Source organism: Streptococcus oralis Uo5, assembly GCF_000253155.1.
Classification (GTDB): domain Bacteria; phylum Bacillota; class Bacilli; order Lactobacillales; family Streptococcaceae; genus Streptococcus; species Streptococcus oralis_L.
This window is the reverse complement of record NC_015291.1, coordinates 20,359-34,962: the sequence shown is the minus strand read 5'-3', so window position 1 is coordinate 34,962 and position 14,604 is coordinate 20,359. Positions and strand designations below refer to the sequence as shown.

Annotated in this window: 17 protein-coding genes and 1 other RNA gene; 1 reads left to right on the top strand and 17 read right to left on the bottom strand. The window is 42.5% G+C overall.

Annotated features, from left to right (window positions below; translation table 11 throughout):
* Positions 1-8: 8 nt before the first annotated feature.
* The 8 genes from comA to SOR_RS00150 form a co-directional block, all read right to left on the bottom strand.
* Entirely contained in the window at positions 9-2,162 is a 2,154-nt protein-coding gene (gene comA, locus SOR_RS00180; protein ID WP_000668323.1) for a peptide cleavage/export ABC transporter ComA, read from the bottom strand.
* Between the two features lie 316 nt (positions 2,163-2,478).
* A complete protein-coding gene (locus SOR_RS00175) occupies positions 2,479-2,649 on the bottom strand; it encodes a H354_08695 family bacteriocin-like peptide (protein ID WP_000933509.1) in 171 nt (56 codons plus the stop codon).
* A 28-nt stretch (positions 2,650-2,677) separates the two neighbouring features.
* On the bottom strand, positions 2,678-2,869 hold the full coding sequence (locus tag SOR_RS10280) for a hypothetical protein (RefSeq protein ID WP_013670143.1): 192 nt from the start codon (positions 2,867-2,869) through the stop codon (positions 2,678-2,680).
* A gap of 12 nt (positions 2,870-2,881) precedes the next feature.
* Entirely contained in the window at positions 2,882-3,058 is a 177-nt protein-coding gene (locus tag SOR_RS00170) for a hypothetical protein (RefSeq protein ID WP_000180837.1), read from the bottom strand.
* A gap of 321 nt (positions 3,059-3,379) precedes the next feature.
* Positions 3,380-3,616 (bottom strand): acyl carrier protein, encoded by a 237-nt coding sequence (locus tag SOR_RS00165; protein ID WP_000136434.1) that lies wholly within the window; start codon positions 3,614-3,616, stop codon positions 3,380-3,382.
* 5 nt (positions 3,617-3,621) lie between these two features.
* Positions 3,622-4,614, bottom strand: a complete 993-nt coding sequence (plsX, locus tag SOR_RS00160; RefSeq protein WP_000717448.1) for a phosphate acyltransferase PlsX — start codon at positions 4,612-4,614, stop codon at positions 3,622-3,624.
* Positions 4,611-5,381: a DNA repair protein RecO gene (gene recO, locus SOR_RS00155; protein WP_000616126.1), complete on the bottom strand. Its 771-nt coding sequence runs from the start codon at positions 5,379-5,381 to the stop codon at positions 4,611-4,613. Before recO ends, plsX begins: the two co-directional genes overlap by 4 nt.
* Positions 5,378-6,547, bottom strand: coding sequence for a pyridoxal phosphate-dependent aminotransferase (locus SOR_RS00150; protein WP_000366403.1), 1,170 nt, complete (start codon positions 6,545-6,547; stop codon positions 5,378-5,380). The genes recO and SOR_RS00150 overlap by 4 nt, the downstream gene beginning before the upstream one ends.
* 151 nt (positions 6,548-6,698) lie before the next feature.
* Between SOR_RS00150 and SOR_RS00145 the strand changes: the two genes are divergently transcribed.
* The gene (locus SOR_RS00145; protein ID WP_000009124.1) at positions 6,699-7,709 is read left to right on the top strand and encodes a YeiH family protein; all 1,011 of its coding nucleotides are present in this window, start codon (positions 6,699-6,701) and stop codon (positions 7,707-7,709) included.
* A gap of 28 nt (positions 7,710-7,737) precedes the next feature.
* Here the strand turns inward: SOR_RS00145 and SOR_RS00140 are convergent, their stop codons facing one another.
* The 9 genes from SOR_RS00140 to SOR_RS00105 form a co-directional block, all read right to left on the bottom strand.
* Positions 7,738-8,175, bottom strand: a complete 438-nt coding sequence (locus SOR_RS00140; RefSeq protein WP_000076472.1) for a CoA-binding protein — start codon at positions 8,173-8,175, stop codon at positions 7,738-7,740.
* A gap of 119 nt (positions 8,176-8,294) precedes the next feature.
* Positions 8,295-9,263, bottom strand: coding sequence for a ribose-phosphate diphosphokinase (locus SOR_RS00135; RefSeq protein ID WP_000010173.1), 969 nt, complete (start codon positions 9,261-9,263; stop codon positions 8,295-8,297).
* 212 nt (positions 9,264-9,475) lie between these two features.
* A complete protein-coding gene (locus tag SOR_RS00130) occupies positions 9,476-9,970 on the bottom strand; it encodes a beta-class carbonic anhydrase (RefSeq protein ID WP_013670142.1) in 495 nt (164 codons plus the stop codon).
* Positions 9,971-10,042: 72 nt separating this feature from the next.
* A complete protein-coding gene (radA, locus tag SOR_RS00125; protein WP_000336573.1) occupies positions 10,043-11,380 on the bottom strand; it encodes a DNA repair protein RadA in 1,338 nt (445 codons plus the stop codon).
* 37 nt (positions 11,381-11,417) lie between these two features.
* Entirely contained in the window at positions 11,418-11,975 is a 558-nt protein-coding gene (locus SOR_RS00120) for a histidine phosphatase family protein (protein WP_000742055.1), read from the bottom strand.
* Positions 11,935-12,378 (bottom strand): dUTP diphosphatase, encoded by a 444-nt coding sequence (locus tag SOR_RS00115; RefSeq protein WP_000701997.1) that lies wholly within the window; start codon positions 12,376-12,378, stop codon positions 11,935-11,937. Before SOR_RS00115 ends, SOR_RS00120 begins: the two co-directional genes overlap by 41 nt.
* A gap of 59 nt (positions 12,379-12,437) precedes the next feature.
* Positions 12,438-12,531: signal recognition particle sRNA small type (ffs, locus tag SOR_RS09825), an RNA gene on the bottom strand.
* Positions 12,532-12,563: 32 nt separating this feature from the next.
* A complete protein-coding gene (tadA, locus tag SOR_RS00110) occupies positions 12,564-13,031 on the bottom strand; it encodes a tRNA adenosine(34) deaminase TadA (protein ID WP_001110104.1) in 468 nt (155 codons plus the stop codon).
* Positions 13,032-13,231: 200 nt separating this feature from the next.
* On the bottom strand, positions 13,232-14,518 hold the full coding sequence (locus tag SOR_RS00105) for an adenylosuccinate synthase (RefSeq protein WP_041170825.1): 1,287 nt from the start codon (positions 14,516-14,518) through the stop codon (positions 13,232-13,234).
* Between the last annotated feature and the right edge of the window lie 86 nt (positions 14,519-14,604).

Sequence of the window (14,604 nt, the reverse complement as noted above, 5' to 3'; positions counted from 1 at the left end):
TCCTCTTTCTAGCTATTCACCAAATGGGCGTAAAAGCCATCCTGTGCGAGCAAGTCTGCATGGGTGCCTTCTTCGACAATCTTGCCCTGATTCAAAATAACAACCTTTTCTGTCCGCTCAGCGATGGTCAAGCGGTGGGCAATGAAAATCAAGGTCTTGTCTAAAGCCATAAGATTATCCACAATCCGCTTCTCTGTCAAAATATCCAAACTGCTGGTCGCCTCATCCAATATCAGAACAGGTGCATCTGTTAAGAGAGCACGCGCCAGAGCGATTCGCTGACGTTGTCCACCTGAAATTCCTGCCCCATCCGAAGTCAATTCTGTCTGATAATTCAGTGGCATGCGCTCGATATCCTCCCGAATCTCTGCCAATTCAACTGCTCGTAAGATGTCTTCCTGAGTCGTCCCCTCCTTGGCTCCAAGGAGAAGATTCTCCAAAATCGTTCCGTTAAAGACATAGGGCTGTTGAGGCAGGTAGTTGATGTACTGGCGCAGGGCCTTTTTATCAATCTGATTAAGATTGACACCACCCAGACTAATCTCTCCCTGACTAGGGTCGTAGAAATTAACCATCATCTTGGCCAAGGTCGTCTTACCCGAACCTGAAATTCCCACGAAAGCCATCTTAGACCCTTGCGGAATGGTCAAATTGATATCCGACAAGACGTCACGACCATAGCCATACTTATAGTGAACCTGCTTAAAGGTCATATCTCCCTTCATCATGCTCAAATCCTCAACTGTTTTCTTCTCCTCAAACTCTGAAGCGACCAGATAGACCTCGTTCAGACGATTATTGGCAACCTGCGCTGTTTGAAGTTTGGTTTGCAGATTGATGATATTTTCCAAAGGATTGGTAAAGTAAACAAGCAAAGTATTATAGGTAATCAATTGCCCCAAACTCATCTTGCCATCCATGACCAGAACAGCTCCCATCCAGAGAACGGCAACATTGAGAAGGAGCTGGGCGACTTTTTTCAGAGCCTTTTGCTGACTTTCTGCCCGACTATAGGTAAAAGATTTTTTCAGATAAGCTACAAATTCATTGTCAATCTTTTGATAGCGTGAACTTTCACTGGTCAAAGATTTAATGGTCTCAATACCGTTGATGTCCTCGATGATAGAAGAAGACAGAACCGCATTGGCTTCCATAGTGTCCCGATTCATCTTTTCAAAAGGCTTCATAAAGGCAAAAATAATCACTGTATAGATGGGAAGCGCAAGCAGACTAATGAAAAAGAGTGTCATATTTTGTGAAAACAGGACAAGCGAGATAATCAAAATCGTCGACACATCTAGGAAAATTGAAAGAATGGTCGACGCTAGCGCGTCAATGATACTATTGGCATCCGTAAAACGAGAGACAATCTCTCCTGTCCTACGTGTCGCAAAAAAGGACATCGGCAGGTGAAAAACATGCTTGATGTAGGACAAAATCACGTCAATTGACAACCGTTGCCCCAGAACAAGCAAGAGGTATTCCTGCGCATAGGACAAGATCTGCTGGAGGATATAGACGATGACTAGTCCTATTGAGATGATACCCAATGTCGAACGCATCTGGTCTGGTACGTAACTATCAATGATAGACTGCAGATAATAAGAGCCCACGATATTGATCAGGGTCACCAAGAGTGTTGCCAAAACAATATTGATAATCAAGCCCCGCTGTTTGAGTAAGATTGGCAAGAAGGATAGGAGCCCCTGTTTTTTCTCCTTATGGGGTTTATAGTCTGGAGACGGAGCCATAAAGAGACTGACCCCTGTCCATTCTTGCGCAAATCGCTCACGGGAAATCTTGGTCAGCTTAACACCTGGATCTGGATCAGCGATATGAATGTGCTTTTTATCCTGACCTGTCACCACATAATAGTGGAGCAATTTCCCTTCCTTGAGCACATGAGCCACAAACGGAAAGGTCAAATCTGGCAGGTCAAAGAGCGTCATATCCGCCTTGATAGCCCGCGTTTCAAAACCAATCTCCTCTGCCACCTTTACAAGACCCAAAGCAGTCGTCCCATCCATGGTCGTCTTGGCCAATTCTCGCAGGTGAGCCAAGGAGTAATAACTACCGTAGTAACCAAAGACCATAGCCAAGGAAGCAACGCCACAATCCATCTGATCCACCTGGGGACGATAGTGCCTTTTCCCAAATTTCATATCCTTCTCCTTTTTTAACAATCTCTTTATAAATTTGTAAGATTATTTAACCAAATAAGGATAAAAACAGGAAAATATTCCTAAATAAACCATTTTTGCACCTAAAACGCACTTTCAAAAGAATAAACTATCATTTAAATGTAAAAAGCAGAACAAAAGTTCTGCCTGTTTAAAGTAACCGTTAAAAAATGAATGCCCAGAAATAAACTATTCTGAAATGATATTTCTATAAAGTAAGATAAATGTCATCAAGAATGATGAAATCGTAGGTATATCAAAATATTCAAACTACGTAGGTAGATTTATTTTGTTTATATTAGCCACCTCTCGCTGCTGACTGATAACCATTATAGGCACCCCAAGCTAGGAGTCCGAGAGAAACAATTCCTCCACCAACGAAAAGTAGCACTCCTCCGCCATCTACTTCTTGTAGTTCAAGATCGCTTAAAGTTGGATAGTTTTGTTCCAACGTTTGTAAATTTAACATATTTCCTCCTTCATTTTACTAATAAAAATTAATGTTCTTTCAACATACCCACAATAATCATTAATACACTCAAGAAAAACGCAGATAGCAGTCCTTTAGTAGTACTATTAAAAAAAGGTCTGTCAAAAACAAAATAATTATATGCAGATAATCCTAAACCAATAGCAGTTACTACTATTGTAATAACGAATAGTATAATCCAAAATGTTTTTTTGCTCATATTTATCAAAAATTATGGATGAGTAATATAATAGAATGTTTTGCCAGCAGCTTCACCAACTTGGTAAATTCCCCAACCAATTGCGATACCTACAGAGACCATCTCCCAAGCAATCCCCCCATTCACATCCGTCAACTCTTCTTCTGTAAGAGCTACAAAGTTCTGTTCCATGTTGTCAAAATTTGTCATTTGTTTTCTCCTTTATTTTTATTTTTTTAGTTTACGGTTTCTAGGCTTTAAACCATTTTAAAAACCATATTGGGTAAATTACTGAAATCATTTTCTTATCTCCTTCCCTTTTTCCTTACCTATTTATTCGAAAAACAATTCGAAAATGAACAATTTATTCATTTTTATTTTAAAAACCACTTAATGAACCATGGATAAAAACCGGTAACATACATAAACGTTCCTCCTTTTTCTTTCTCATCTCTTTATTCGCAATTTCTACTAAAAGTTTCTCTTTTTTCCGCAAACAAAAAAACAACATGACTTGCATGTTGCTTTTGGCTATTTTTTATCTTTAATAATCGCTACTACATCCGCTACACTTTGAAGTTGATCGATTTCCTCATCAGTGATTTCGATACCAAATTCATCTTCTAGTGTCAAGACAAACTCCATCAAGTCCACTGAGTCCGCATCTAAATCATCTTTCAAACTCAAGGCCTCTGTTACGGCAAAGTCTGCTCCCTGTCGCTCTTGGATAATGGTTACAATGCGGTCAAAAATTTCTTTTTCTGTCATCTTTTTTATTCTCCTGAAAATTCACGCGCAGTCTGAACAACTACGTCTGTTTCTAGCATGGTACGAATCTGACGAATCGTACTGTACACAGCTTTGGCATCACTTGAGCCGTGAGTTTTTACAACTGGCGCCTTGACACCAAACAAGACTGCCCCTCCAACATCTGAATAGTTGAGCTGGGTCTTCAACCCTTTAAGACTATCCTTGAGAAGGAGAGCACCTAGCTTCGCTCGAAGGCCACCACCCGTAATAGCATTTTTAAGCAAGCCCATGATTCCCAAAGCTGTACCTTCAATGGATTTGAGAACAGCGTTTCCCGTGAAACCATCTGTTACGACAACATCCGCAACGCCATTCATCAGATCACGCGCTTCCACGTTTCCGACAAAGTTCAAACTTTCATCAGCTACTAGCAAGTCGTATGTTTCCTTACGAAGCGGATCTCCCTTGCTGCTTTCTGTTCCATTGTTGAGCAAACCAACACGTGGTTTCGAAATCCCACGAACATTTTTAGCATAAAAGGAGCCTAGAACAGCGTATTGGTGGAGGTGCTGGGCTGTATTTTCTGCATTGGCACCGAGATCTAGCATATCAAAGCCTTTTCCATCGATGGTCGGCAAGGTAGACATGAGTCCTGGACGATCGATATTCTTGATACGACCCACAATGAAGAATCCTGCTGCCAACAAGGCACCTGTGTTCCCAGCTGAGAGGACAGCGTCTGCTTCTCCCTCCTTGACTGCCTTGGCTGCTAATACCATGCTGGCATTTTTCTTCTTACGGATAGCTTTTGTCGGCTCATCGTCTGAGTTAATTTTCTCATCCGTATGGATAATGCTGACACGCTCTGTGGCTGTTAGATATTGCTTGATTTTGCTTTCATCTCCATAGAGTTGAACCTCAATATCTGAAAAGTCAGCAAGGGCTTGATTGACACCCTCAACGATGGCTTGAGGTGCGTAATCGCCTCCCATAGCATCTACTGCGATTTTTTTCATTTGTCTTCCTCTTTTAGTAATTGTCCCCAGTCTGCTAGGGAATCAATAAATTTCTTTGATTTTAGGTGAATCCCAACGTACTCTTCGTAGAGTTGATCCATAAATTGGCGTAGCTCTTTCTTGATTTCGGCCTTAAGCGAAATGGTCTCCAAGGTCTCAAAATCAATGGCTTGAAATTGATTGAGCAGATAAGGGATGTTGGGATTTAGATGACAACGTTTCTCGTCCTCATGGTAATGGTCTGGACAGAGGCAGGCTCCATATTTGAAAGAAAAGTCAAAGGCCTGACCAACCCGATGGCAAAAGACACACTCATTAAAATTGAGGCTGATTCCAAATCGAGTCAAGATTTGAATTTCAAAAATATTGGTTAAGACCTGATAATCTATGCCTGCTTCCATCAACTCCAGAGTCTTCTTCAAGAAAGCAAACAAGGGAGAATCCTGCTGATTATCCTGCAAACTAGCATCTGCAAGAGCCGCCACATAGGTAGCATAGGCCATGACAAAAAGATCACTATTAATCTTGGGAAAGGTCATCACCTCATGGTAGTCCTCGATGTAGCTAAGGCCGTCATCATTGATTCGCAAGAGAAATCGTGCCAACACCAAGGGCTGAATAACCGGAGCTAGTTTAGATTGACCAGCGTGTTTGATGAAAAACATGCGTTTGCCAGCCTGCTCGGTGAAAATTTTGACCAGCTTGTCATCCTCACGAAAGTTACGATTGTAGAGCACCAAGCCTTGACTCGTGATAGACTGAATCATGCTTCTCTCATGTACTCCTCAAGTCGTTTCATGGCCTCTCTGATCGTTTCCATGCTGGCTGCATAAGACAGACGCACATAGCCTTCTCCGTAACGTCCAAAGGCTGCACCAGGGATAAAGGCAACGGCCTTCTTCTGAGCAAAATCCTTCAGAAAAGCAAAGGAGTCTTGATTGTAACCTGTTGGAATCTTAGCAAAGATATAGAAGGCACCGTCCGGTTTGATAATATCAAAACCAAGAGCAGTCATCTTTTCGATGATATAATCTCGACGCTGGATGTATTCCTTTTTCATAGGCTCTGCGTCGTTTTTACCAGCGGTCAAAGCCTCCACCGCAGCATGCTGAGCCATCGTATTTGCAGCAGTAACCAAATATTGGTGACTCTTGATCAACTGAGCTGTGAAAGCCGCAGGAGCAAAGATAAAGCCTAAACGCCAACCAGTCATAGCATGCGATTTAGACAAGCCATTAATAATAATAGCCTGGTCTCTCAGCATAGTTCCCAATGATACATGATTTGCCCCTGTATAGGTCAATTCTGAGTAAACCTCATCACAGACAACAAAAATCTCATACTTGCGTAAAACGTCTGCCAAGGCTTCCAACTGCTCCCGACTATAGGTAATTCCTGTCGGATTGGCTGGATAGTTGAGAATAACTGCTTTGAGCTTGTCCCCTTGCTCCAAAATGGCCTTTTCCAACATCTCAGGAGTCAAGACAAAACCATTTTCAGTTGTATCAATCTCGACAATCTCTGCCCCAACTAGATTGACAATCGGCTCATATCCTGGATAGGCAGGAGCTGGCAAGAGCACCTTGTCCCCCTCTTCCAAAATAGCCGTCAAAGTAGCAGATAAAGCCTCTGTCGCCCCAATTGTAACTAAAATTTCATTTTCAGGATTATAATCTAGCTGGTACTTTTCTTTTACAAAGTCGCTAGCAGCCTGACGCAAGGTCAGTAAACCGCTCATCCCTGTATAGTAGGATTGGTTCTGATCAATGGCTCGCTTAGCTGCTTCCTTGACATGATCTGGCGTTGTAAAATCAGGTTCCCCCAAGGTCAAACGCAAGACCCCAGGAATCTCTGAAATTGCCTGGTCAAACTGGCGAATCAAGGAAACTTGAATCTTGTCTAACTGTTTATTAAAGCTCTTGGTTAAGTCCATAGATATCCCCCTTGCTTACAGAACATAGTACTATTATACTACAAAAGCTCCCTGACCGCAAAATCCATCTGAAACCTGCATTTTTCACTTTCTGTTTTACTTTTCTTCTCGACAGGAGTATAATAATAAATGCTTATTTTCGGAGGTTTATATGTCATTTTTATCAAAAAATGGAGCAGGCATCTTTGCCTGCCTTCTCATTTCTATCGTATCTTGGTACTTAGGAGGATTCTTTCCTGTCATTGGCGCACCCGTTTTTGCCATTTTCATAGGAATGCTCCTAAATCCCTTTCTCTCATCCTATAAACAACTGGATGCTGGATTGACCTTTAGTTCTAAAAAATTACTCCAATATGCCGTTGTCTTGCTTGGTTTTGGTCTCAATATCTCGCAAGTCTTCGCAGTTGGGCAATCTTCACTCCCTGTTATCCTCTCCACCATTTCAATAGCCCTGATTATTGCCTACCTCTTCCAGCGCTTCTTTGCACTGGATACAAAACTGGCTATCTTGGTTGGAGTGGGATCTTCTATCTGTGGTGGCTCTGCCATTGCTGCGACAGCACCCGTTATCCATGCCAAGGAAAAAGAAGTTGCCCAAGCCATTTCCGTTATCTTTTTCTTCAATGTCTTGGCTGCGCTCATCTTTCCAACCCTAGGAACCTGGCTTCACCTATCCAATGATGGCTTCGCCCTCTTTGCAGGAACTGCGGTCAATGACACTTCCTCTGTAACGGCTACCGCCAGCTCCTGGGACAGTCTTTACCAGACCAATACCCTTGAGTCTGCAACCATTGTGAAACTCACGCGCACCCTAGCTATCATTCCCATTACGCTCTTTCTCTCCTACTGGCAAAGTCGCCAGCAAGAAAATAAACAAGGCGTACAGCTGAAAAAAGTCTTCCCACTTTTTATCCTTTACTTTATCCTGGCTTCTCTATTAACGACTCTTCTCACCTCTCTCGGTGTGTCTAGTAGCTTCTTTACCCCTCTTAAACAACTCTCCAAATTTCTCATTATCATGGCTATGAGTGCCATCGGTCTCAAAACCAATCTCATTGCCATGGTTAGATCCAGTGGCAAATCCATTCTTCTTGGAGCCCTTTGCTGGATTGCCATCATCCTCACCAGCCTTGGTATGCAGGCATTGATTGGTATTTTCTAACACAAAAGGTAGCCTACTGGCTACCTTTTTATTTTTCAAGAATTAAACGTGTATGTTCTCTCTTAATACAGCGATTCATCACGATGTCATCGCATCCTCCAGCACGCAAGATTTCTTCCGCTTCTAGGCTTTCAAGGCCCAGTTGTGCCCAAAAAATCTTAGCATCCGCCTTGAGAAAATCACGCGCCACATCTGGTAAAAACTCGCTACGTCGGTATACATTGACAATATCGATAGGAAAAGGAATCTCAGCTAGGCTTGCATAGGCCTTTTCTCCCAAGATTTCCCCACCTGCAGCCTTGGGATTAACTGGAATGATTTTATAGCCTCGAGCCTGCATTTCCTTGGTCACTCGATTACTAGTTGTTTCTTCACGATCGGATAAACCCACTACCGCTAACGTTTTACTGGTCGCCAGATACTGACGAATCACACCATCACTTGGGTTGATAAATTCTTGACTCATAGAAATCCTCCTTTTTCATCAGTATAGCACATTTTGAAAAGGCTTGCAGATTTTGACTATAAAAATCTCCTAGCAAGAAAAGAAACCTGCTAGGAGTTCTGTCTACTTCAAGTGAAAGATTAAATCTTTTTCTCAATACAAAATAGGGGAGAAAGAGGACGTTTTTCGTGGATACGGATAATAGCATCTCCTAGAAGATGAGCAATCGAAATTTGTTCAATCTTATCAATCAAACGCTCTTCTGGTAGGTAGATGGTATCCAAAACAACCAATTTCTTAATAGCTGATTTTTGGATATTGTCCATAGCAGGACCAGAAAGTACTGGGTGCGTACAGCTTGCGTAAACTTCAACAGCCCCTGCTTCAGCAAGAGCATCTGCCGCATGACAAATGGTTCCAGCTGTATCGATCATATCGTCAATCAAGATACAAGTCTTACCATCTACTTTACCAATGATGTTCATCACTTCACTGGTATTCATCTTGTCTACACTACGGCGTTTGTCAATAATCGCAATCGGAGTTTTCAAAAACTCTGCCAATTTACGAGCACGAGTCACCCCACCATGGTCTGGGCTGACAACCACGTAGTCAGAGCCAACCATGCCACGACGTTCAAAATAGTCCGCAATCAATGGAGCACCCATCAAGTGATCTACTGGAATATCAAAGAATCCCTGAATCTGTGCAGCATGCAAATCAATCGTCAACAAACGATCTACGCCAGCAACTTCTAGCATGTTTGCAACGAGTTTTGCTGTGATTGGCTCACGCGCGCGCGCTTTTCTATCCTGACGTGCATAGCCATAGTAAGGCATAACAACATTGACAGATTCTGCACTGGCGCGCTTCAATGCGTCCACCATAATCAAAATTTCAAGTAAATTATCATTTACAGGTGAACTAGTTGATTGTAGGATAAAGACGTGTTTTCCACGGATTGATTCTTCAATGTTGACCTGAATCTCCCCATCCGAAAATTGGCGAACAGTCGATTTCCCCAACTCTATCCCAATTTCTTGCGCCACACGCTCTGCCAATTCTCTATTAGAAGAAAGGGCAAACAGCTTTAAATCAGAAAAAGACATGATTTCCTCCGGTATTTATGTATCACTTGTTTTTACACAACATTTTCCATCTACCATTGTAGCGCTTTTTCCTTTATTTTTCAATCAAAAATAAAACAAGAGCAAACATTTATACCCTTGTTTTATACTATTTTATATTAGCTATATTAAACCTGAAATCCTACATTTTAACAATCGATTTTATGCTAGGATGAAATTTTTTCGAGACAAAGTTAGTATACTTCTCTCATACTTCCTGTATCCACATCATAGACAGCACCTGAAATAACCACATCATCAGGAATCAGTGGAGATTCTCGAAGCAATTGCATATCCTCTCTCACACTCTCTTCAACATCCTGGAATGGTAAAAAATCTTGATCAGATACATCAACTCCGAGCTCGTGTTTCAACTGTTCATGAAAACTTTCATTTTCAAAGGTTTGAGCTCCACAGTCTGTATGGTGAAGCACCACGATTTCTCTTGTCCCCATTTGTTGCTGGGAAATCACCAGTGAACGAATCATGTCCTCAGTTACTCGACCACCCGCATTCCGCAAGATATGAGCATCCCCAAGGGCCAAACCTAGAGCTTGCGCAACGTGCAGACGTGAGTCCATACAGGTCACGATCGCTACTCTGGTTTTGGGTTTAAGTGGCAGATTTAACTGCCCATGTAGGGCAACATAAGCCTGATTGGCTTGCATAAACTGTTCAAAATACGACACGATTCCCTCCTCAAAAATTTGATAATCAAATATTTCTCCTATCTTATCATTTTTAAGAGGATTTGTCACGGATTATGCAAAGACCTTTTTCAAAACTTCCTGAATCGTTGTCACACCAATGACTTCAATTTCCTTGGGTGGAGTGATTCCTGTCAAGGAATTCTTGGGTACATAAATCTTGGTAAAGCCCAGTTTTGCCGCTTCATTGATACGTTGTTCGATACGATTCACGCGCCGAATTTCTCCGGTCAAGCCCAGTTCACCCACAAAACATTCCTGAGGATTGGTAGGCTTGTCCTTGTAACTAGAGGCAATAGCCACTGCAACGGCTAAGTCAATGGCAGGCTCATCCAATTTCACGCCACCAGCAGATTTGAGATAGGCATCCTGATTTTGCAAGAGAAGCCCTGCTCGTTTTTCCAAAACAGCCATAATCAGACTCGCACGATTGAAATCAAGACCTGTCGTCGTGCGTTTAGCATTTCCAAACATGGTTGGTGTTACCAAAGCCTGAACCTCCGCCAAAATCGGACGGGTTCCTTCCATAGTCACCACAATTGATGAACCAGTCGCTCCGTCCAAACGCTCTTCTAGGAAAACTTGACTCGGATTAAGCACCTCAACCAATCCGCCCGACTGCATCTCAAAGATGCCAATCTCATTAGTGGACCCAAAACGGTTTTTGACCGCTCGTAAGATTCGGAAGGTATGGTGGCGTTCCCCTTCAAAGTAAAGCACCGTATCCACCATATGCTCCAACATACGCGGACCAGCCAAGGTCCCTTCCTTGGTCACATGCCCTACGATAAAGATGGCAATGTTATTGGTCTTAGCCAGCTGCATAAGCTCAGCGGTCACCTCACGCACCTGAGAAACAGACCCCTGCACCCCTGAAATCTCAGGAGACATAATCGTCTGGATAGAGTCGATGATGAGAAAATCTGGTTGGATGCGCTCCACCTCAGATCGAACACTCTGCATATTGGTCTCTGCATAGAGATAAAACTCACTATCAATATCACCCAAGCGCTCTGCACGGAGTTTAATCTGCTGAGCAGACTCCTCCCCACTGACATAGAGAACAGTCCCTACTTGAGACAGCTGGGTTGAAACTTGTAGGAGAAGGGTTGATTTCCCGATTCCTGGATCCCCACCGATAAGGACGAGACTCCCTGGTACCACTCCGCCTCCAAGTACACGGTTGAATTCCTCCATCTCCGTCTTGGTTCGATTGACATTGATGGAAGTCACCTCAGCCAGTTTCATAGGCTTGGTTTTTTCACCTGTCAAGGACACACGCGCATTCTTGACCTCGGCAACCTCAATCTCTTCTACAAAAGAAGACCAAGACCCACAGTTAGGACAACGCCCTAGATACTTAGGTGAATTATATTCACAATTTTGACACACAAATGTCGCTTTTTTCTTTGCGATGATAAACCTCTTTCTAAATTTCTATCTCACATTCAATCACTTGGCAAAAATTAATCTTCTCGTCTGGTACAAATTGGCGCATGAGCATTCGATGAGCGACAACTAGCACTGTCTGGTAGTCTCGGTACTTTATCATAGTTTCCAAAAAACGCACCTTCATCTCTTCAGCTGTCTCATACTGAATAGGACTATTAGGAAGCAACTCCCCCTTGTTTTCTAAAAACAGAGTACGTGCTTTTTCAAAATTCTCTATACCACTTTCGTAAACCTGCCATTCGTGTAACAAAGGCTCCACCCTCAAAGGAAGGCCGGTAGCACAAGATACATAAAAAGCCGTTTCTAAAGCTCTCGTTACTGCTGAAGTCACTAGTAGATTAGCCGATTGTAGCAAAGGATTTTGCCAAAGTTCCTGAGCTTGTCGCCTTCCTTTCTCAGACAAAGGAGCCAAATCTAATCCAAAGCCAGTGTAGGAACACTCCTCTAACTCACGGTAGTCTGGCTCCCCATGACGTACAAAGATTATCTTCATCTTAATACCCTGTCGATCCAAATCCACCAGTTCGCACGCCATCTGCCTCATCTCCGTCTGCAATTAAGAAAGGAGCAAAGACAGCCTGAACCACACGCTCTCCAACTTCGAGAACCACTTCCTGATCAGTAATATTTTTCATCTGAGCAAAGATATGGCCTTCATTCCCAGGATTTCCATAATAATCCCCATCAATGACCCCAACTGAGTTAATCAAAACCAAACCCTTCTTGCGAGGGTTTGATGAACGGTCATAGAGATAGAGCACTTCTGTCGGCTGCATATAGGCCTTAACACCTGTCGGAACCAAGACAATCTCTCCTGGCGCAATAACCGTACGCACAGCAACCTTTAAGTCGTAACCAGCTGCATGAGCCGTCTCACGCTTAGGTAGCAAACTTTCATCTGTAAAACTCGAAACCAATTCAAAACCACGAATTTTCATATTTTTCTCTTTTCTATTATCATTTATTCTAGGCTATTTTATCTTATTTATTCGAAAAAAGCACGAAAAAAGAGCACACAATTCACATCGCTTAGGGCTGCTGGATTCCTCCCCTGACCCGCTTCACGCAGAACTGTTGCTCCACTATTTATTATACCACATTCCCCTCTGTTTTTAAAGAGAAATTATTTTTTCCGTCGATTTCGGAAAAAATCCTGCATAATCGCTGCACACTCACTCTCCAAAACTCCCGTTTCAACCTCTACACGATGATTGAGACGCTCATCTGTTAAGATGTCGTAGAGACTCCCAGCGGCGCCAAATTTCTGATTCTTAGCCCCATAGACCACCTTTGGAATACGGGCAAGCCCGATTGCCCCACTACACATCACACAGGGCTCAATGGTCACAAAAAGGGTACAATCCAGCAGACGCCAGCTCTCTTCACTCAGATTAGCATTCTCAATAGCCATGATTTCTGCATGCATGACCGCCCGTTGCAACTCCTCGCGCGCATTATGCCCCCTACCAATGATTTCTCCATCCTTGACAATCACACAACCAATTGGAATTTCATCGTGTTCTAGAGCAATTTCTGCCTCTTTCAAGGCCTCTCTCATGAAGCTTTCTTTTTCTTCAACTGTATAATTCATCGATTTTTCCTTTTCCTACTTGTCGATTCTATTATTATATCATGATTCCCAAGACAAAAAAAGCCACCCAATGGGGTGACTTAATAGGGAGATTATTATGAAAAAGAAAAGTTTAGGATATTTGTTACAACAAGTTAGGAGGTCTTCTTGTAACTGTCTATAGTATACCCAACCTGTCTTAAACTAATCTTAAAAATCTCCTATGACCAAACACTTTCTAAAATATTAGTTTGTTCACGACCGGGACCTACTGAGAAAGTTGAGATACGAACACCAACCAACTCGCTTACACGACGAACATAGTTACGCGCATTCTCAGGAAGATCTTCCAAATTACGGACCCCAGTGATGTCTTCTGACCAACCTGGCAATTCCTCGTAGATTGGCTTGCAGCGTTTCAACTGCTCAAGACTAGCAGGATAGTAATCAATACGTTGACCATCAAGATCATAGGCAACACAAATTTTCACGGTATCCAAACCGCTCAAAACATCGATAGAGTTCAATGAAAGATTGGTAATTCCAGATACACGGCTGCTGTGACGCATCACAACTGAGTCAAACCAACCCACACGACGTGGACGGCCAGTTGTCGTACCATACTCATGACCTACTTCACGAATGCGATCTCCCACTTCATCAAACAATTCAGTTGGGAAAGGACCATCTCCAACACGACTTGTATAAGCCTTACATACACCGACAACCTTGTCAATCTTACTTGGACCAACACCAGAACCGATTGTCACACCACCAGCGACAGGGTTTGACGAAGTAACAAATGGATAAGTACCTTGGTCAATATCTAACATAACACCTTGCGCACCTTCAAAAAGCACACGTTTTCCATTATCAAGGGCATCGTTCAAGATTACGGACGTATCTGTCACATACTGCTTGATTTGTTGGCCATACTCATAATACTCTTCAAAAATATCATCAATTGAAATAGGTGTACTGTCATACAATTTTTCAAACAGACGATTCTTTTCCACAAGATTGCGTTCCAAGCGTTCACGGAAAATATCCTTATCCAAAAGATCTGCAATACGAATTCCAACACGAGCAGCTTTATCCATATAGGCTGGACCAATACCCTTGATAGTAGTCCCGATTTTATTGTCGCCCTTAGCTTCTTCTTGTAGACGGTCTAATTCAATATGATATGGCAAAATGACATGCGCACGGTCCGAAATGCGCAAATTATCTGTTGTCACACCTTCTTCATGAAGATAAGTCAACTCTTTTACCAGAGATTTAGGGTTTACAACCATCCCATTCCCGATGACAGAGATCTTTTCAGGGAAGAAAATCCCAGATGGAATCAAGTGCAACTTAAATTTCTTGCCATCAATCACAATTGTGTGACCAGCATTATCACCACCTTGATAACGAGCAATCACTTCTGCATTAGCTGAAAGAAAATCTGTAATTTTCCCTTTACCTTCATCACCCCATTGGGTACCTACAACAACAACTGAAGTCATAATAAAATTCGTCTGAGCTACTAGGAGCTCGTCCTTTCTCATATACATGGCAGGAATTTCACCTGCAATTATATCTTACAATTTAT

Coding starts and splice junctions, on each gene's coding strand:
- SOR_RS10280 (WP_013670143.1), bottom strand. CDS start 2,869: ATGAGCAAAAAAACATTTTGGATTATACTATTCGTTATTACAATAGTA.
- comA (WP_000668323.1), bottom strand. CDS start 2,162: ATGAAATTTGGGAAAAGGCACTATCGTCCCCAGGTGGATCAGATGGAT.
- SOR_RS00145 (WP_000009124.1), top strand. CDS start 6,699: ATGTCATTTTTATCAAAAAATGGAGCAGGCATCTTTGCCTGCCTTCTC.
- SOR_RS00120 (WP_000742055.1), bottom strand. CDS start 11,975: ATGGCGTGCGAACTGGTGGATTTGGATCGACAGGGTATTAAGATGAAG.
- SOR_RS00170 (WP_000180837.1), bottom strand. CDS start 3,058: ATGACAAATTTTGACAACATGGAACAGAACTTTGTAGCTCTTACAGAA.
- SOR_RS00140 (WP_000076472.1), bottom strand. CDS start 8,175: ATGAGTCAAGAATTTATCAACCCAAGTGATGGTGTGATTCGTCAGTAT.
- recO (WP_000616126.1), bottom strand. CDS start 5,381: ATGATTCAGTCTATCACGAGTCAAGGCTTGGTGCTCTACAATCGTAAC.
- plsX (WP_000717448.1), bottom strand. CDS start 4,614: ATGAAAAAAATCGCAGTAGATGCTATGGGAGGCGATTACGCACCTCAA.
- SOR_RS00165 (WP_000136434.1), bottom strand. CDS start 3,616: ATGACAGAAAAAGAAATTTTTGACCGCATTGTAACCATTATCCAAGAG.
- SOR_RS00175 (WP_000933509.1), bottom strand. CDS start 2,649: ATGTTAAATTTACAAACGTTGGAACAAAACTATCCAACTTTAAGCGAT.
- tadA (WP_001110104.1), bottom strand. CDS start 13,031: ATGAATTATACAGTTGAAGAAAAAGAAAGCTTCATGAGAGAGGCCTTG.
- SOR_RS00115 (WP_000701997.1), bottom strand. CDS start 12,378: ATGAAAATTCGTGGTTTTGAATTGGTTTCGAGTTTTACAGATGAAAGT.
- SOR_RS00105 (WP_041170825.1), bottom strand. CDS start 14,518: ATGACTTCAGTTGTTGTTGTAGGTACCCAATGGGGTGATGAAGGTAAA.
- SOR_RS00150 (WP_000366403.1), bottom strand. CDS start 6,547: ATGGACTTAACCAAGAGCTTTAATAAACAGTTAGACAAGATTCAAGTT.
- SOR_RS00135 (WP_000010173.1), bottom strand. CDS start 9,263: ATGTCTTTTTCTGATTTAAAGCTGTTTGCCCTTTCTTCTAATAGAGAA.